This window comes from uncultured Serinicoccus sp., assembly GCF_947500995.1.
Taxonomy (GTDB): Bacteria; Actinomycetota; Actinomycetes; order Actinomycetales; family Dermatophilaceae; genus Ornithinicoccus.
Genome location: NZ_CANMUA010000008.1, coordinates 219,507 through 233,983, shown reverse-complemented (window position 1 = coordinate 233,983; position 14,477 = coordinate 219,507). Strand labels below are relative to the sequence as shown.

Sequence of the window (14,477 nt, the reverse complement as noted above, 5' to 3'; positions counted from 1 at the left end):
GCATACTCGAGCCATGGCGTATGACGAGGGGCTGGCGCAGCGGATCCGGGAGCTCATGGCCGGGGAGCCCGCGGTGGTGGAGCAACGGATGTTCGGGGGGCTGGCGTTCCTCGTGGGTGGGCACATGGCCGTCGCCGCGACCGGTGGTCAGGGCGTGATGGTGCACGTGGACGAGGCCCTGGCCGCCGAGCTGGTCGGGCGGGACGGGCTGGAGCGGATGGTCATGCGCGGGCGGCCGATGCGGGAGTGGGTGCACACGCAGGGCACGGGGGACGGCGTGGACGACGCGCTCCTCGCCGAGCTGGTGGCGCTCGGGCTGGCTCGCGCCCGGGCGCAGCCGCCGCAGCCGTGAGCGTGCACCGGCTCTCCCCCCGGGACGCCCGGCGGGTCGCCGTGCGGGCCCAGCTGCTCACCCGGCAGCGCCCCGGCGACGTCGTCGAGACGGTCCGCGAGCTGACGCTGCTGCAGATCGACCCGGTCACCGCGGTGGCGCCCGCCCAGCACCTCGTGCTGTGGAGCCGGCTGGGCAGCGCCTACGACACCGGCGAGCTGGACCGGCTGCTCGCCGACCGGACCCTCGTCGAGGTGCTGGGCTTCGTCCGGCCCGCCGAGGACGTCGCCCTGTGGCGCGCCGAGATGGAGGCCTGGCCGGCCCCGTCGCGCCGGGACGGCACCCTGCGACCCTGGCAGGAGGGTCAGGCGCGGTGGGTCGAGGCCAACGACCGGGGACGCCGCGACATCGTCGCCCACCTCGCGGCCGACGGTCCCACGCCGACAGCGGCGCTGCCGGACTCCACCGAGGTGCCGTGGCGCTCCAGCGGGTGGACGAACGACAAGAACGTGCAACGGCTGCTGGACCTCATGGTCGCCCGCGGCGAGGTCGCCGTCTGCGGCCGCGACGGGGGCCAGCGGCTGTGGGACCTCGCCGAGCGGGTCTACCCCGACGTCCCCGCCGTGCCGCTGGAGCAGGCGCGGGCCGAGCTGGACGAGCGGCGCCTGGCCGCGCTGGGACTGCTGCGCGCCCGCGGCCCGGAGTGCCCCACGGAGCCGGCCGACGCCCGCGCCGCGGGCGAGGAGGCGGTCGTCGAGGGGGTGCGGGGCAGCTGGCGGGTGCACCCGGCATACCTCGACCCGGCCGAGGCGTTCGCGGGCCGCGCGGCGCTGCTGTGCCCGATCGACCGGCTGGTCTTCGACCGGGCGCGGATGGCCGAGCTCTTCGACTTCGACTACGTGCTGGAGATGTACAAGCCGAAGGCGCAGCGGCGGTTCGGCTACTACGCCCTGCCCGTCCTGGACGGGGACCAGCTCGTCGGCAAGCTCGACGCCACCGCCGATCGTCGGCGTGGCGTGCTGCGGGTCGACGCCCTCCACGAGGACGGGGTGTGGAGCGATGCCCGCCGCGACCGCGTGCTCGCCGAGGTCCACGACCTGGCCGACTGGCTGGGGCTGGACCCCGCGCTGCCCGCGCACCTGGGTGGCTGACGTCGAAGCCCTGAGGGGTGGACCGTGCGGGAGTAGCATCGCGGTGTCGCGGCACCGCCCCGCACCTGTGCGGGGAGAACGGTCGTGACCTGCGGGTCTTCCCAGACCCGGTGACCGACGAGCTCGCGAGGGATGGGCAGCGATGAGCGACCCGCAGATCACGCAGACCACGCAGACCGCCGCGACCGAGGATCCCCGCGCCACGACCACGGCCACCGGGCTCGTCGAGCGCCTCGACCAGGGGCCGGTGATCTGCGCGGAGGGGTTCCTCTTCGAGCTGGAGCGCCGCGGCTACCTCACCGCAGGGGAGTTCGTCCCCGAGGTGGCGCTGGAGTTCCCCGACGCGCTGCGCACGCTGCACCGCGACGTCCAGCGCGCCGGCAGCGACATCGTCGAGGCCTTCACCTACAACGGCCACCGCGAGAAGATGCGGATCATCGGCAAGGAGGAGCTGCTCGAGCCGCTCAACCGGGCCGCGCTGCAGATCGCCCGCGAGGTCGCCGACGAGAAGCCCGGCAACCTCGTCGCCGGCAACATCTCCAACAGCAACGTGTGGGACCCGGACAGCCCGGACGCCCAGCGCGAGGTGCGCGGGATGTTCGAGGAGATGGTCGGGTGGGCCGTCGAGGAGGGCGCCGACCTCATCATCGGCGAGACCTTCTACTACGCCGGCGAGGCCGAGGCCGCCCTGGAGATCGCCCGGGCCAGCGGGCTGCCGGTGGTGCTCACCGTCGCGCCGATGGCCGGTGAGCAGATGCGCGACGGGGTGGGCATCGTCGAGGTGTGCCAGCGGCTGGAGCAGGGCGGGGCCGACGTCGTGGGGATGAACTGCTTCCGCGGCCCGGCCACGATGCTGCCCTGGCTGCGGCAGATCCGGGAGGCGGTGAGCTGCCACGTGGCGGCGCTGCCGGTGCCCTACCGCACCACCGACGCGGAGCCCACCTTCTTCAACCTCACCGACGACAACGGCGTCCTCGTGCCCTCGCCGCACGGGCGGACCTTCCCGACGGCCCTGGACCCGCTCGCCTGCAACCGCTACGAGGTCGGCGCCTTCGCCGCGGAGGCCTACGCGCTCGGCGTCAGCTACCTCGGGGTCTGCTGCGGCGCCTCCCCGATGCTCATCCGCCAGGTGGCCGAGGCGGTCGGGCTCGAGACGGAAGCCAGCCGCTTCTCGGAGAAGATGCAGAACCACTTCATGTACGGCGACCACGCCCGCCTCCCCGAGCACATCAAGGGCCTGGGCGACTCCGCCTGACAGCCCGGGTTTCGGGGGTTGCGCGATAGGTAACCACGTGGTTACCTATCTCCATGGACGTGTATGCCGCGCTCGCCGACCCCGTGCGGCGCTCGCTGCTGGTGCAGCTGGCGGACGAGGGGGCCTGCCGAGTGGCCGACCTCACCGCCGGCCGCGGGATCTCCCGCCCCGCCGTGAGTCGGCACCTGCGGGTGCTCGGCGAGGCCGGGCTGGTGCAGGCGCAGGACGTCGGCCGCGAGCGGCACTACCGGCTGGAGGCGGCCCCGTTGGGCGAGGTCGTCGACTACGCCCGTCGGCTGGCCGGCGCGGGCCTCGCCCCTCCCGTCGGCACGGCCCCCACCCCTCCGGTCGGCGCGCACGCCCTGGACGCCCTCGACCTCGAGGTGCGCCGCACGGTGCGCGAGCGCCGCCCGGGCGAGGCACGGCATACCGCGACGACCGACGACACCGAGGAGACCGCATGATCACCGGAGGACCCGAGACCATCGACGGGCAGGAGCACCTCGTGCTCACCCGCACCTTCCGCGCGCCGGTCGAGGACGTGTGGGCGTCCGTGACCGAGAGCGAGCGCCTCGGCCGGTGGTTCGCCACCTGGACCGGCGACCCGGGCTCGGGCCGGATGCGGGTGACCTGGGCCTACGAGGAGGAGATGCCCACGGAGACCTACGTCATCGAGGTCTGCGAGGAGCCCACCCGGCTGCGCGTCCGCAACGAGAACGACGACCCCGCACAGGAGTGGACCCTCGACCTGCGCCTCACCGAGGCGGCCGGCGTGACGACCCTGCGCTTCGCCCAGGTGCTGACCGACCGGTCGCTCGTGACCGACGTGGGCCCCGGCTGGGAGTACTACCTCGACCGGCTCGAGGAGTCCGTGCGGACCGGGCAGCAGGCGACCGTCGCCTGGGAGGGCTACCTGGACCTCGGTCGCGAGTATGCCGTGGCGTTCGGCCTCCCGGACGCGGCGCAGCCCGATGCACCGGCCGGGACGCCCCGGGAGGACGGACCCCCGCGGACGTAGGGTGATGCCGAGCGTGGCCGGCTTCCCCGCCGGGCTGGCCTCGCTCGTGCTGCAGGCGTCGGCGCCCTTCACCGTGCTGCTGGGCGTGCTGCTGCTGGGGGAGCGCCTCACCCCGCGCCGGGCGCTCGGGGTCGGTGTCGCGGTGCTGGGGCTGGTCGTCGTCGGGGCGAGCCGGGCCGACGGGAGCGCCGGGCAGCTCGTGCCGTTCCTGCTCGTCGTCCTCGGCGCCTTCGGCTGGGCCATCGGCAACCTCTCCAGCCGGCTCGCCGCCCCGCCGAACCCGCTGCACCTCACGCTGTGGATGTCGGTCGTGCCGCCGCTGCCCATGCTCGCGGTGTCGTTGCTGGTGGAGGGTCCGGCGGAGATCGGGGCCGCGCTCGCGACGTCCGGCACCGCCGCGGCGCTGCCGGCCTGGCTGGGGCTGGCCTACACCGTCGTGCTCGGCACGGTCGTCGGCTCGGGGATCTGGGTATGGCTCATGGCCCGCCACCCGGCCGGCGTCGTCGCGCCCTTCTCGATGCTGGTGCCGGTGGTCGGCATCTCGGCGGCGTGGTGGGCGCTCGGCGAGCGTCCGACGGTGCTCGAGCTCGGCGGCGGGGCGCTCGTCGTGGGCGGGGCGCCCGGCGCGCCGCGACCCTAGCTGGCCCGGGCGGGGATCACCCTGAGCAGAGGAAGGTGCTCCACGCAGGTCCTACAACCCCGAGCCGGGACTCCTTCTCTGCCCAGGCAGGCCCCGGGGTCCGGACGCGGGGGAGCTTCCGACGAGACCGCGCCCAGACCAGGCCCTGGAGCGGCCCGCGGCGCCTCAGGGGTTGGCGCGAGGGGGGAGTGGGAGGCGCCGCAGGATCAGCCAGGCCCCGGCGACGGTGAGTCCGAGGGCGAGCAGCGAAAGGGCCGCCGTCGGCACGGTCGGGAGGGCAGCCTGCACCTGCTCCAGCCAGCTCGGCGGGCCTCCGGGCCCCTCGCCGCGCAGTGTGACCGACCGCGCGAGGACGTCCTGGGCGAAGTACGGCAGGCCCACCGTCAGCGGCAGCAGCAGCGTGGCCCACCCGCCCCACCGGACGAAGCTGGCGCCGACGAGCACACCGCAGACCGCCCCCGTCAGGCAGACCATGAGCATGGCACCGAGCAGCGCCCACCAGGGTGCCAGCGTCATGGAGAGCTCGACCCCCAGCGACGCCGCCACGAGCCCGAGCCCGACGCGGTCCAGGGCCGTCGCGGCCACGGCGAAGACCACCCCCACGACCAGCGACCCGAGCAGCCCCGCCGCCGTCACCGCGCGGCGGGTGAACCCGGCGTGGACGTAGTGACGCACCTGAACCCCGACGCAGATGACCAGGGCGGTGAAGGCGACCCACGGCACGGTCGAGACGGTGGCGTAGTGCGTGATCTGGGCCAGCAGCTCCACCCCGGCGGTGGACGCCAGGACGACCGCGACCGCCCACGCGACGGCCAGCACGGCCACGGTGCCGGCCGTGATCCCGAGCATGCACCGCAGGACGTAGCGGGTGAGGCGCACCCAGGGCTCGGCCGTCGTCGGGGTCATGGCGGTGTCATCGTGCGTCATGCCCGGCGCCGACCCGGCGGGTGAGCCCGCCCGCACCGAGGTGTCCGTGAGGGAGTCGGTGGGCGGGCCCGAGCTGCCGGACCGTCGTGGGCTGGTGGGGGCGTTCATGCTGCGTCCCTGTCGCTCGTGAGGTGGATGAAGAGGTCCTGCAGGGGAGCGGCCCCCAGCTGCAGACCCTGCCGCTCGGCCTCGGTGACCCACGCGGGGTGAGGTCGGCCCAGCACGGTGGCCTCCCGGGTCGGGCCGAGGTCGCGTCGGCCGACGACCCGCAGGTCGCGGGTCATCACCTCGACGCGGTCGGCGCGGCCGGTGACGGTGGTCCCCTGGGTGCGCAGGTCGTCCGCCTCCTCGGAGAGGACCACCCGACCACGGTGCAGGATCGTGACGGTCTCGAGCACGTGCTCGATCTCGTGGATGAGGTGGCTGGAGACGATGATCGTCCGCGGGTGCTCGGCGAAGTCCGCCAGCAGCGCCTCGGTGAACTCCTGCCGCGTCGGGGCGTCCATGCCCAGGTGCACCTCGTCGAGCATGGTGAGCGGGGCACGGCTGGCCAGGCCGATCGTCGCCGCCACCACCGACTGCTGTCCTCGGGAGAGCCTGGCGAGGCTGCGGCGGCGCGGGATGTCGAACCGGTCCAGCAGGTGGTCGGCCAGGTCCCGGTCGAAGTGGGCTCGGCCCGTCCGGTGCAGGCGCAGGATGTCGCGGATCTTGAGGTCCGCCGCGAGGTCGCCGGTGGCCCGCATGAGGCTGGTGTCCTGCATGAGGCGCGCGTCCTCGAAGGGGTCGCGCCCGTCGAGGGCGACGTCACCCGAGTCCGGGCGCTGGAAGCTCGCGAGCAGCGACAGCAACGTCGTCTTGCCGGCGCCGTTGCGGCCGAGCAGGCCGTGGATGCGTCCCGGCGCGAGGTCGAGGGTCACGCCGTCGAGGGCGCGCGCGGCGCCATACCGGACGCTGACGTCCCGGGTGGTCACGGAGAGGCCGGTCATCGGTCGTCCTCCTGGTCGAGGTGGGTGTGCAGGTATGCCGTCAGCTCGGCAGCGGTGATCCCGAGGGCGGCGGCCTCGCGCACGACGGGGGCGAGGCGCTCGTCGAAGAACGCCTCCCTCCGGGCGGCGCGCAACCGGTCCGTCGCGCCCTCGGCGACGAACATGCCGACGCCGCGCTGCTTGACGAGGATCTCCTCGGCGACCAGCTCGGCGAACGCCTTGGCGGCGGTGGCGGGGTTGATGCGGTAGGTCGTGGCGTACTGCGTGGTGGACATCACCTGGTTCCCCTCCTGCAGGGCGCCGGTGAGGATCTCGCCACGGATCGCCTCGGCGATCTGCAGGTAGATCGGGTCCCGTCCCTCGAACATCGGACCTCGCTTCTTGGGTTCATTACTTAACTAAGGAACCACAGGACGTGGGCGGGCGTCAAGTCGGGTGAGGCATGCCGGGTGTGCGTCCGGTGCGGCAGGGGGGCGGTGGCGTGAGTCTTCCCAACGGCTTGTGATCGTACGGATAACTGGGCATGATGAATCCATGCTCTCTCGGGGTTGGCACCTCACGACCTGCCACGAAGTGGACCTCCTGCGCGTCAGCAGCATGCTGATGTGCCCCTGTCGCTGACCCCCACCCCGCCCCACCGGGTCGCCGCGGACCCAGCGCGGCGCCGAGCCCGACCACGGCCTCGCCCGCGCCCCGACGCGCGACCCAGCCCAGCGACCTACCCCGAGGTGACCATGAGCACGACCGCCCTGCACCTGGCGTCCCCTTCCGAGCGCGACGAGCACGCGCGGCTGCGGGCCCTCGCCGCCGACGCCGCGGCGGAGCTGGCCGACGCCGACGCCGTGCTGGCCTGGGCCGCGCGGACCTTCGGCGACCGGTTGGCGGTGACCTCGAGCATGGCCGAGTCGGTGCTGCCGCACCTGGCCTCACGGCACCGGCCCGGCGTCGACGTGCTGTTCCTCGACACCGGCTACCACTTCGAGCAGACCCTGCAGACCCGTGACCGGGTGGCCGAGCAGCTCGACGTCACCGTCGTCGACGTGCGGCCCCGGCGCACCGTCCTCGAGCAGGACGCCGAGCTCGGGCCCCGGCTGCACGACCGTGACCCCGGCGCCTGCTGCGCCCTGCGCAAGGTCGAGCCGCTGCGCCGGGCGCTGGCCGGGTACGACGCCTGGGTCACCGGCGTGCGCCGGGCCGAGAGCCCGACCCGGGCGGGCACGCCGCTGGTGGCCTTCGACGAGTCGTTCGGCATCGTCAAGGTCAACCCGCTGGCGGCCTGGAGCGACGCCGAGGTCGCGCTCTACGCCGAGCTCCACGACCTGCCGGCCAACCCGCTGCTGGACCAGGGCTACCCTTCGATCGGGTGCGGCCCGTGCACCCGCAGGGTCGCCCCGGGCGAGGACCCGAGGGCGGGTCGCTGGTCGGGTTTCACCAAGACCGAGTGCGGCCTGCACGGCGGTCCGGCAGCCGACGAGCGCGAGAGGGAGGCGTCATGAGCGGACCGTTCCTGCTCGGCCTGTCGCTGTCCGGGCGGCGCGTCGTCGCCGTGGGCGGCGGGCCCGTCACCGCCCGCCGGGTCGCCGACCTGCTCGCCGAGGGCGCGGTCGTCGAGGTCGTCGCCCCCGAGCTGTGCCCCGCGCTGGCCGCCCTGCTGTCCCACGACACGACCCTGTCGTGGACCCCGCGCCGGTATGCCGGTGCCCCCGACCTCGGCGGCGCCTTCCTCGTGCACACCGCGACCGGCGACGCCGAGGTGGACCGGCAGGTCGCCGCGGACGCCGAGGCGCGGCATACCTTCTGCGTGAGCGCCGGGGACGGCGCCGCGGGCAGCGCGCAGGTCCCGGCCCGCGCCGCCGTGCCGACCCCGGCCGGGGAGGTCCGGGTCGCCGTGCACGCCGGGGGCGACCCGCGACGCGCCGCGAGCATCCGCACCGACCTCGCCGGCCACCTCACCGGTGGCGTCGTCGACCTGCGCGCCCGTCGCCCGCACGGCGGCTGGGTCGCGCTGGTGGGCGCCGGCCCCGGCGACGAGCAGCTGCTCACCCGCCGTGCCACCACCCTGCTCGCGGCGGCCGACGTCGTCGTCGCCGACCGGTTGGTCCCGCAGGCGGTGCTGGCCCGGCTGCCCGAGACCGTGCGCGTCGTCGACGTCGGCAAGCAGCCGCACCACCACCCCGTGCCGCAGCAGGAGATCAACCGGATCCTCGTCGAGGAGGCGCTGCGCGGTCACGGGGTCGTGCGGCTCAAGGGCGGCGACCCCTACGTCCTCGGCCGCGGCGGCGAGGAGCGGGCCGCGTGCGAGGAGGCAGGGGTGCCGGTCGAGGTCGTCCCGGGCATCACCAGCGCCGTCTCGGTGCCCGCCGCCGCAGGCATCCCCGTCACCCACCGCGGGCTGGCGCGTGGCTTCACCGTGGTGACCGGCCACGAGGAGCTGCCTGGGCTGCCCACCGGCACCGACCACACCCTCGTCGTGCTCATGGGCGTCGCCGGGCTGCGCGAGACCGCCGCGCGGCTGGTCGGGGCCGGGCGGCCGGCGGGCTGCCCGGTGGGCATCGTCGAGCGCGGCTGGACCACCGAGCAGCGGGTGACCCTCGGCACCCTCGCCGACATCGCGGACCGGGCCGAGCAGGTCGGCGTCACCTCGCCCGCCGTCGTCGTCGTCGGTGACGTCGTCACCCTGGCCCACGGATGGGCGGACCAGGTCGGCGGCGCGGAAGCGTCCGACGCCGCGGCCCTCGACGAGCGGGCCGGTGGTCCCCTCGACGCACCCACGGCCGCCCGGTCGGCCCGCCTCGCCGCCCACGCCGTCGCATGAGCCCCGTCCCTGCTGCCGGCCCGTCCGACCTGGCCGCTCACCCGCACCGTCGCATGAGCAGGCCCCTCGTCGTCGCCGCGCACGGCACCGCCAGCCCCGAGGGCCAGGCGGTCGTCCGTGGGTGCGCGGACCGTGCCGCCGCCGCCCTCGGTCTGCCGCTGCCCGCCGTGGTCGGCTACGTCGACGTCTGCGGACCGACCCTGGACGAGGTGCTCGCCGATGTCACCGACCCCGTGGTCGTGCCGTTCTTCCTCGCCTCGGGCTACCACGTGAAGCACGACGTGCCCTCGGCGCTCGAGGCGCTCCCGGGCTCCACGCTCACGCCGGCACTCGGGGCCGCCGACGAGGTCGTCGACGCCCTGGCCGACCGGGTCCGCGAGGTCGACGCGGAGCCCGACGCCGTCCTGGTGGTGGGGGCCGGCTCCAGCGTCGAGGCCGCCCGCGCCGAGGTGGCCCGGGTCGCCGAGCTGGTCGGCTCCCGGCTGGGCACCGCCACCGCCACGGCCTTCCTCAGCGGCCCCGGGCCGCGCGCGGCCTGTGCGCTCACCGCGCTGCGGATCGCCGGGCATACCCGCGTCGTGCTGGCCACCCACCTGCTGTCGCCCGGCTGGTTCGCCACCAAGGCGCAGCGGGTCGCCGAGGCCGGCGGTGTGGTCGCCACCGGTCCGCTCGGCACCCACGACCTGCTCCGCGACCTGGTCGTCCGCCGCTACCGGGAGGCCGTGGCCCCGTCCTCGGGCCACTCGCACGCAGAAGGTGTCCCTCTGCCGTGATGCATCACGACACCGGTACAGCTTCTGGGTAGAAGACCCCGGCGGCGTGTCCGAGGATGACGGGTATGCCGACGCCACCGCAGGCCCCGGACCGGGGCGGCTGGTTCACCTTCCGCGAGGACTGGACCCTGCCGGTCGCGCCCGCGGTGGTGCTGGACCGGCTCGTCGACCTCGGGGCCTACCCGACGTGGTGGCGCCAGGTGCGCTCGGTCGAGCAGCTGAGCCCGGACCGCGCGCGGGTCCGGGCGCGCTCCGTGCTGCCCGTGCCCCTCGACCTGGTCCTCAGCCGCGAGCAGCAGGACCGGGAGGACGGGCGGCTGCGGGTCGGCATCGACGGCGACCTGCAGGGGTATGTCGAGGTGCACGTCACCCCGGCCGCCGGCGGCTGCCGCGTGGTCTGGGAGCAACGGGTGCTGCTGGCCAAGCCCGGCCTGCGCCACCTGGCCGCGCTGCCGCCCGCCCGCTGGGTGCTGCGCGCCAACCACGCCGCGATGATGCGCTCGGCCCGTACCGGCCTCGGCCGCACTGAGGCCCCGCCCGCGGTGCGCGGCAACCACGCCTGAGGAGCACTCACCCGCAGAAGAGGCACCTCCACCGTGATGCATCACGGCATCGGTGCACCTTCCGCGCAGGAGTCGTCGATGACAGCCCGACGTGCCCTCACGGCGTGGACGTGAAAGGTTAGGAGAGTCCCCGCTCGTCACTCCCGTCCCCAGGAGCGCTCCATGCTGGCCACTCTCGACCGCGAGCGCACCGTCGCCGGACCAGGGTTCAACCGGTGGTTCGTGCCGCCGGCGGCGCTGGCCGTGCACCTGTCCATCGGGCAGGTCTACGCCTTCAGCGTCTCAACATCCCCCTCGAGGAGCGCTTCGGCGCCTCGGCCACGGCCGTCTCGATCATCTTCTCCATCTCCATCGTCATGCTCGGTCTGTCCGCCGCGGTCCTGGGCACCTGGGTGGAGCGCAACGGCCCGCGCAAGACGATGGCCGTCTCCGCGACGCTGTGGGTGGCGGGCTTCCTCGTCTCGGCGCTCGGTGTCTCGGTCGGTCAGCTGTGGATCGTCTACCTCGGCTACGGCGTGCTCGGCGGCATCGGCCTCGGGCTGGGCTACATCTCCCCGGTCTCCACGCTCATCAAGTGGTTCCCCGACCGACCCGGTCTCGCGACGGGCCTGGCGATCATGGGCTTCGGCGGCGGCGCGCTCATCGCCAGCCCGCTGAGCAACCGGCTCCTCGGTCTCTACGGCGGCGAGGACGTGGTGGCGGGCCTGGTCCCGACCTTCCTCACCCTCGCCGTGGTGTATGCCGTGCTCATGGGCCTGGGCGCATACGTCATCCGGGTGCCCGCGGACGACTGGAAGCCGGAGGGTTGGACGCCCCCGGAGAAGTCCGACGAGACCTCGATGCGCACGACCGCGGACGTGACCGCCCGCAACGCCCTGCGCACCCCGCAGTTCTGGCTGCTGTGGACGGTGCTCTTCTGCAACGTCACGGCCGGCATCGGCATCCTCGCGCAGGCCTCCCCCATCGTGCAGAACTTCTTCCCCGGCGTCGGCGCCGCGGCGGCCGCGGGCTTCGTGAGCCTCCTCAGCCTGGCCAACATGGCCGGCCGGCTCGTGTGGTCCTCGGCCTCCGACGTCATCGGGCGCAAGCCGACCTACATGCTCTACCTGGGTGTGGGTGCGCTGCTCTACCTCGGGGTCGCGACCTTCGGCCGCTCCTCGCTGCTGCTCTTCGTGCTCATGTCCGTGGTCATCCTCAGCTTCTACGGCGGTGGCTTCGCCACCATCCCGGCCTACCTCAAGGACCTCTTCGGCGGGCTGCAGGTCGGGGCCATCCACGGCCGGCTGCTCACCGCGTGGTCGGCGGCCGGTATCGCCGGCCCGCTCATCGTCTCCGGCATCCAGGACCTGCAGACCGCGCGCGGCGAGGAGGGCGCGGACCTCTACCTGCTGTCCCTCTACATCATGGTCGGCGTGCTCGTCGTCGGGTTCATCGCGAACCTGCTCGTCAGGCCGGTCGACGAGCGCCATCACGAGACCGATCCCGACCAGCTCGAGAGCGAAGGAGCCTCCGCATGAGCGAGTCCTCGTCCAGCACCGCCGGGCGTCCCGAGGGAGCCGATGCGGCAGAGCGCACCGCGGCCGTCGTCCTGTGGGTGATCGTCGGCGCGGGCCTGCTCTACGGCGTCGGCGAGACCATCGCCCGGGTCACCCAGCTCTTCGGCTGACCCGCCGCCCACGACATACCAGGAGGAACCCCGTGGCGACCGACGCACCGAAGCAGGACTTCACCGACGACGACCTGGAGGTCGGCCGGCGCAAGGACTGGGCGGCGGGGATCCCCGGTGTCTACCACGCGCTGAAGATCTCCCAGGAGCAGATGGGCACGGTGCGCACGCTGCGCACGCTGACCCGGCTCAACCAGAAGCACGGCTTCGACTGCTCCGGCTGCGCGTGGCCTGACCCGGACCACCGCTCACCCGCCGAGTTCTGCGAGAACGGCGCGAAGGCGGTGGCCGAGGAGGCCACGCTGCGGACCATCGGCCCTGACTTCTTCGAGGAGCACGACCTGGCCGACCTCGCCACCCGCAGCGACTGGTGGCTGGGTCAGCAGGGGCGGCTGGTCCACCCGGTCGTCAAGGTGGCCGGCAGCACCAGGTACGAGCCGATCAGCTGGGACGACGCGTTCCGGATGGTCGCCGAGCAGCTGACCTCGCTCGACGACCCGGACGAGGCCATCTTCTACACCTCGGGGCGCACGTCCAACGAGGCGGCCTTCGTCTATCAGCTCATGGTGCGCGCCTACGGCACCAACAACCTGCCGGACTGCTCCAACATGTGCCACGAGGCCTCCGGGGCGGCGCTCGGCGACACCATCGGGCTGGGCAAGGGCACCGTCCTGCTCGAGGACCTGCACGAGTCCGAGCTCATCATCATCGCCGGGCAGAACCCGGGCACCAACCACCCCCGCATGCTCAGCGCGCTCGAGCGGGCCAAGGAGAACGGCGCCGCCATCGTCGCCGTGAACCCGCTGCCCGAGGCCGGGCTCCAGCGGTTCAAGAACCCGCAGAACCCCATCAGGGCCGTCGGCCCGGGCACCGACCTCGCCGACGACTTCCTGCAGATCCGGCTCGGCGGCGACATGGCGCTCTTCCAGGCGCTGGGCGCGCTGCTGCTGGAGCGGGAGGCCGCCGACCCGGGCTCGGTGCTGGACCAGGACTTCCTCGCCGACCACACCGAGGGCTTCGAGGCATACCGCGAGCACCTCGCCGACCTCGACTGGGACGAGGTGCTCGTCGCGACCGGCCTGGAGCGGGAGCAGATCGAGGCCCTCGCCGACCGCCTCGCCCGCAGCCGCCGGACCATCGTCTGCTGGGCGATGGGGCTGACCCAGCACGAGCACTCGGTGGCCATGCTCACCGAGATCGTCAACGTCATCCTCCTGCAGGGCAACATCGGTCGGGACGGTGCCGGGCTGTGCCCCGTCCGGGGCCACAGCAACGTGCAGGGCGACCGGACGATGGGGATCTGGGAGCAGATGCCCGACGACTTCCACGACCGGCTCGACGCGGAGTTCTCGTTCGCCAGCCCGCGGGAGCACGGCTACGACACCGCGTCCGCCGTCGAGGCGCTCCGTGACGGGCACGCGAGGTTCTTCATGGGCATGGGCGGCAACTTCGTCAGGGCCGCGCCGGACACGGACGTGACCGAGGAGGCGCTGCGCTCCTGCGCGATGACGGTGCAGATCTCCACCAAGCTCAACCGGTCGCACGCCGTCACCGGTGAGACGGCCCTCATCCTGCCGGTCCTGGTGCGCTCCGAGCGGGACCAGCAGGCCAGCGGGCCGCAACGGATCACGGTCGAGGACTCGATGTCTGCCGTGCACGCCAGCCACGGGCCGCTGCCGCCGGCCTCCCCCCACCTGCTGAGCGAGGTGGCCATCGTCTGCCGCCTGGCGCGCTCGATCGAGCGGGTCGCCGCGGTGGCCGACTGGCAGGCCTTCGAGGACGACTACAGCACCATCCGCGACGCGGTCTCCCGGGTGATCCCCGGCTTCGAGGACTACGAGGAGAAGATCAACGACCCCGGCGGCTTCGTGCTGCCGCACGCGGCCCGCACGCGGGAGTGGGGGGACACCACGATCGGCAAGGCGCAGTTCAGCTCCAACGACCTCGTGTACCCCGAGGTCCCGGAGGGCCGGCTGCTGCTGCAGACGCTGCGCAGCCACGACCAGTTCAACACCACGATCTACGGGCTCGACGACCGCTACCGCGGCATCGAGAACGGTCGGCGGGTCGTCTTCGTCCACCCCGCCGACCTCGAGGAGCGCGGTCTGCGCGACGGTCAGCACGTCGACCTCGTGAGCCACTGGGAGGACGGCGAGCGAGTCGCCGAGGAGTTCCGGATCGTGTCCTACGACACCGCCCGCGGATGTGCAGCCGCCTACTACCCGGAGACCAACGTGCTCGTGCCGCTGGGGCAGCGCTCCAGGCGCAGCGGCACCCCGGCCAGCAAGTCCGTGGTCGTGGAGCTGCGCGCCCGCGCCTGAGGCAGCTCGGATCGTCACCGCGGCCTGCTGC

The 14,477-nt window shown here is 73.7% G+C and carries 15 protein-coding genes and 1 pseudogene; 13 read left to right on the top strand and 3 right to left on the bottom strand.

All coding sequences use genetic code 11. The annotated features are described in order from the left end of the window. Window positions 1-13 precede the first annotated feature (13 nt). The 6 genes from Q0967_RS13845 to Q0967_RS13820 all read left to right on the top strand — a co-directional run bounded on the left by Q0967_RS13845 (window position 14) and on the right by Q0967_RS13820 (window position 4,395). Window positions 14-352 carry a TfoX/Sxy family protein gene (locus tag Q0967_RS13845; protein ID WP_298750214.1) on the top strand — a complete coding sequence of 113 codons (339 nt, stop codon included), beginning with the start codon at window positions 14-16 and terminating at the stop codon, window positions 350-352. Continuing rightward, on the top strand, window positions 349-1,482 hold the full coding sequence (locus Q0967_RS13840; RefSeq protein ID WP_298750212.1) for a DNA glycosylase AlkZ-like family protein: 1,134 nt from the start codon (window positions 349-351) through the stop codon (window positions 1,480-1,482). Before Q0967_RS13845 ends, Q0967_RS13840 begins: the two co-directional genes overlap by 4 nt. Window positions 1,483-1,624: 142 nt before the next feature. After that, on the top strand, window positions 1,625-2,737 hold the full coding sequence (locus tag Q0967_RS13835) for a homocysteine S-methyltransferase family protein (protein ID WP_298750210.1): 1,113 nt from the start codon (window positions 1,625-1,627) through the stop codon (window positions 2,735-2,737). Window positions 2,738-2,790: 53 nt separating this feature from the next. Further along, window positions 2,791-3,201: a helix-turn-helix transcriptional regulator gene (locus tag Q0967_RS13830; RefSeq protein WP_298750206.1), complete on the top strand. Its 411-nt coding sequence runs from the start codon at window positions 2,791-2,793 to the stop codon at window positions 3,199-3,201. After that, window positions 3,198-3,755, top strand: coding sequence for an SRPBCC domain-containing protein (locus Q0967_RS13825; protein ID WP_298750204.1), 558 nt, complete (start codon window positions 3,198-3,200; stop codon window positions 3,753-3,755). The genes Q0967_RS13830 and Q0967_RS13825 overlap by 4 nt, the downstream gene beginning before the upstream one ends. Window positions 3,756-3,759: 4 nt before the next feature. Beyond that, a complete protein-coding gene (locus Q0967_RS13820; RefSeq protein WP_363321986.1) occupies window positions 3,760-4,395 on the top strand; it encodes an EamA family transporter in 636 nt (211 codons plus the stop codon). Window positions 4,396-4,560: 165 nt separating this feature from the next. On the opposite strand, the gene Q0967_RS13815 is transcribed toward Q0967_RS13820, so the two are convergent. Genes Q0967_RS13815 through Q0967_RS13805 form a run of 3 tightly spaced genes read right to left on the bottom strand, consistent with a single transcriptional unit; the run spans window position 4,561 to window position 6,676 of the window. Further along, window positions 4,561-5,430, bottom strand: a complete 870-nt coding sequence (locus Q0967_RS13815; protein WP_298750202.1) for a hypothetical protein — start codon at window positions 5,428-5,430, stop codon at window positions 4,561-4,563. Then, window positions 5,427-6,308 carry an ATP-binding cassette domain-containing protein gene (locus Q0967_RS13810; protein WP_298750199.1) on the bottom strand — a complete coding sequence of 294 codons (882 nt, stop codon included), beginning with the start codon at window positions 6,306-6,308 and terminating at the stop codon, window positions 5,427-5,429. Before Q0967_RS13810 ends, Q0967_RS13815 begins: the two co-directional genes overlap by 4 nt. After that, entirely contained in the window at window positions 6,305-6,676 is a 372-nt protein-coding gene (locus Q0967_RS13805; RefSeq protein ID WP_298750197.1) for a GntR family transcriptional regulator, read from the bottom strand. The genes Q0967_RS13810 and Q0967_RS13805 overlap by 4 nt, the downstream gene beginning before the upstream one ends. A 366-nt stretch (window positions 6,677-7,042) precedes the next feature. On the opposite strand from Q0967_RS13805, the gene Q0967_RS13800 reads away from it, so the two are divergent. The 7 genes and pseudogenes from Q0967_RS13800 (at window position 7,043) to Q0967_RS13770 (ending at window position 14,446) form a co-directional block, all read left to right on the top strand. Continuing rightward, window positions 7,043-7,804: a phosphoadenylyl-sulfate reductase gene (locus tag Q0967_RS13800; protein WP_298750195.1), complete on the top strand. Its 762-nt coding sequence runs from the start codon at window positions 7,043-7,045 to the stop codon at window positions 7,802-7,804. After that, complete coding sequence (gene cobA, locus Q0967_RS13795) at window positions 7,801-9,123, top strand: uroporphyrinogen-III C-methyltransferase (RefSeq protein WP_298750193.1); 1,323 nt, start codon at window positions 7,801-7,803, stop codon at window positions 9,121-9,123. The genes Q0967_RS13800 and cobA overlap by 4 nt, the downstream gene beginning before the upstream one ends. 53 nt (window positions 9,124-9,176) lie before the next feature. Beyond that, window positions 9,177-9,896 (top strand): sirohydrochlorin chelatase, encoded by a 720-nt coding sequence (locus tag Q0967_RS13790; RefSeq protein ID WP_299450568.1) that lies wholly within the window; start codon window positions 9,177-9,179, stop codon window positions 9,894-9,896. A gap of 65 nt (window positions 9,897-9,961) precedes the next feature. Then, window positions 9,962-10,459, top strand: a complete 498-nt coding sequence (locus Q0967_RS13785; RefSeq protein WP_298750188.1) for an SRPBCC family protein — start codon at window positions 9,962-9,964, stop codon at window positions 10,457-10,459. 162 nt (window positions 10,460-10,621) lie between these two features. Beyond that, window positions 10,622-11,976, top strand: a pseudogene (locus Q0967_RS13780) (OFA family MFS transporter). After that, window positions 11,973-12,125 (top strand): hypothetical protein, encoded by a 153-nt coding sequence (locus tag Q0967_RS13775; RefSeq protein WP_298750186.1) that lies wholly within the window; start codon window positions 11,973-11,975, stop codon window positions 12,123-12,125. The pseudogene Q0967_RS13780 and the gene Q0967_RS13775 overlap by 4 nt, the downstream one beginning before the upstream one ends. Window positions 12,126-12,157: 32 nt before the next feature. Then, window positions 12,158-14,446, top strand: coding sequence for an FdhF/YdeP family oxidoreductase (locus Q0967_RS13770; RefSeq protein ID WP_298750183.1), 2,289 nt, complete (start codon window positions 12,158-12,160; stop codon window positions 14,444-14,446). Window positions 14,447-14,477: the final 31 nt, after the last annotated feature.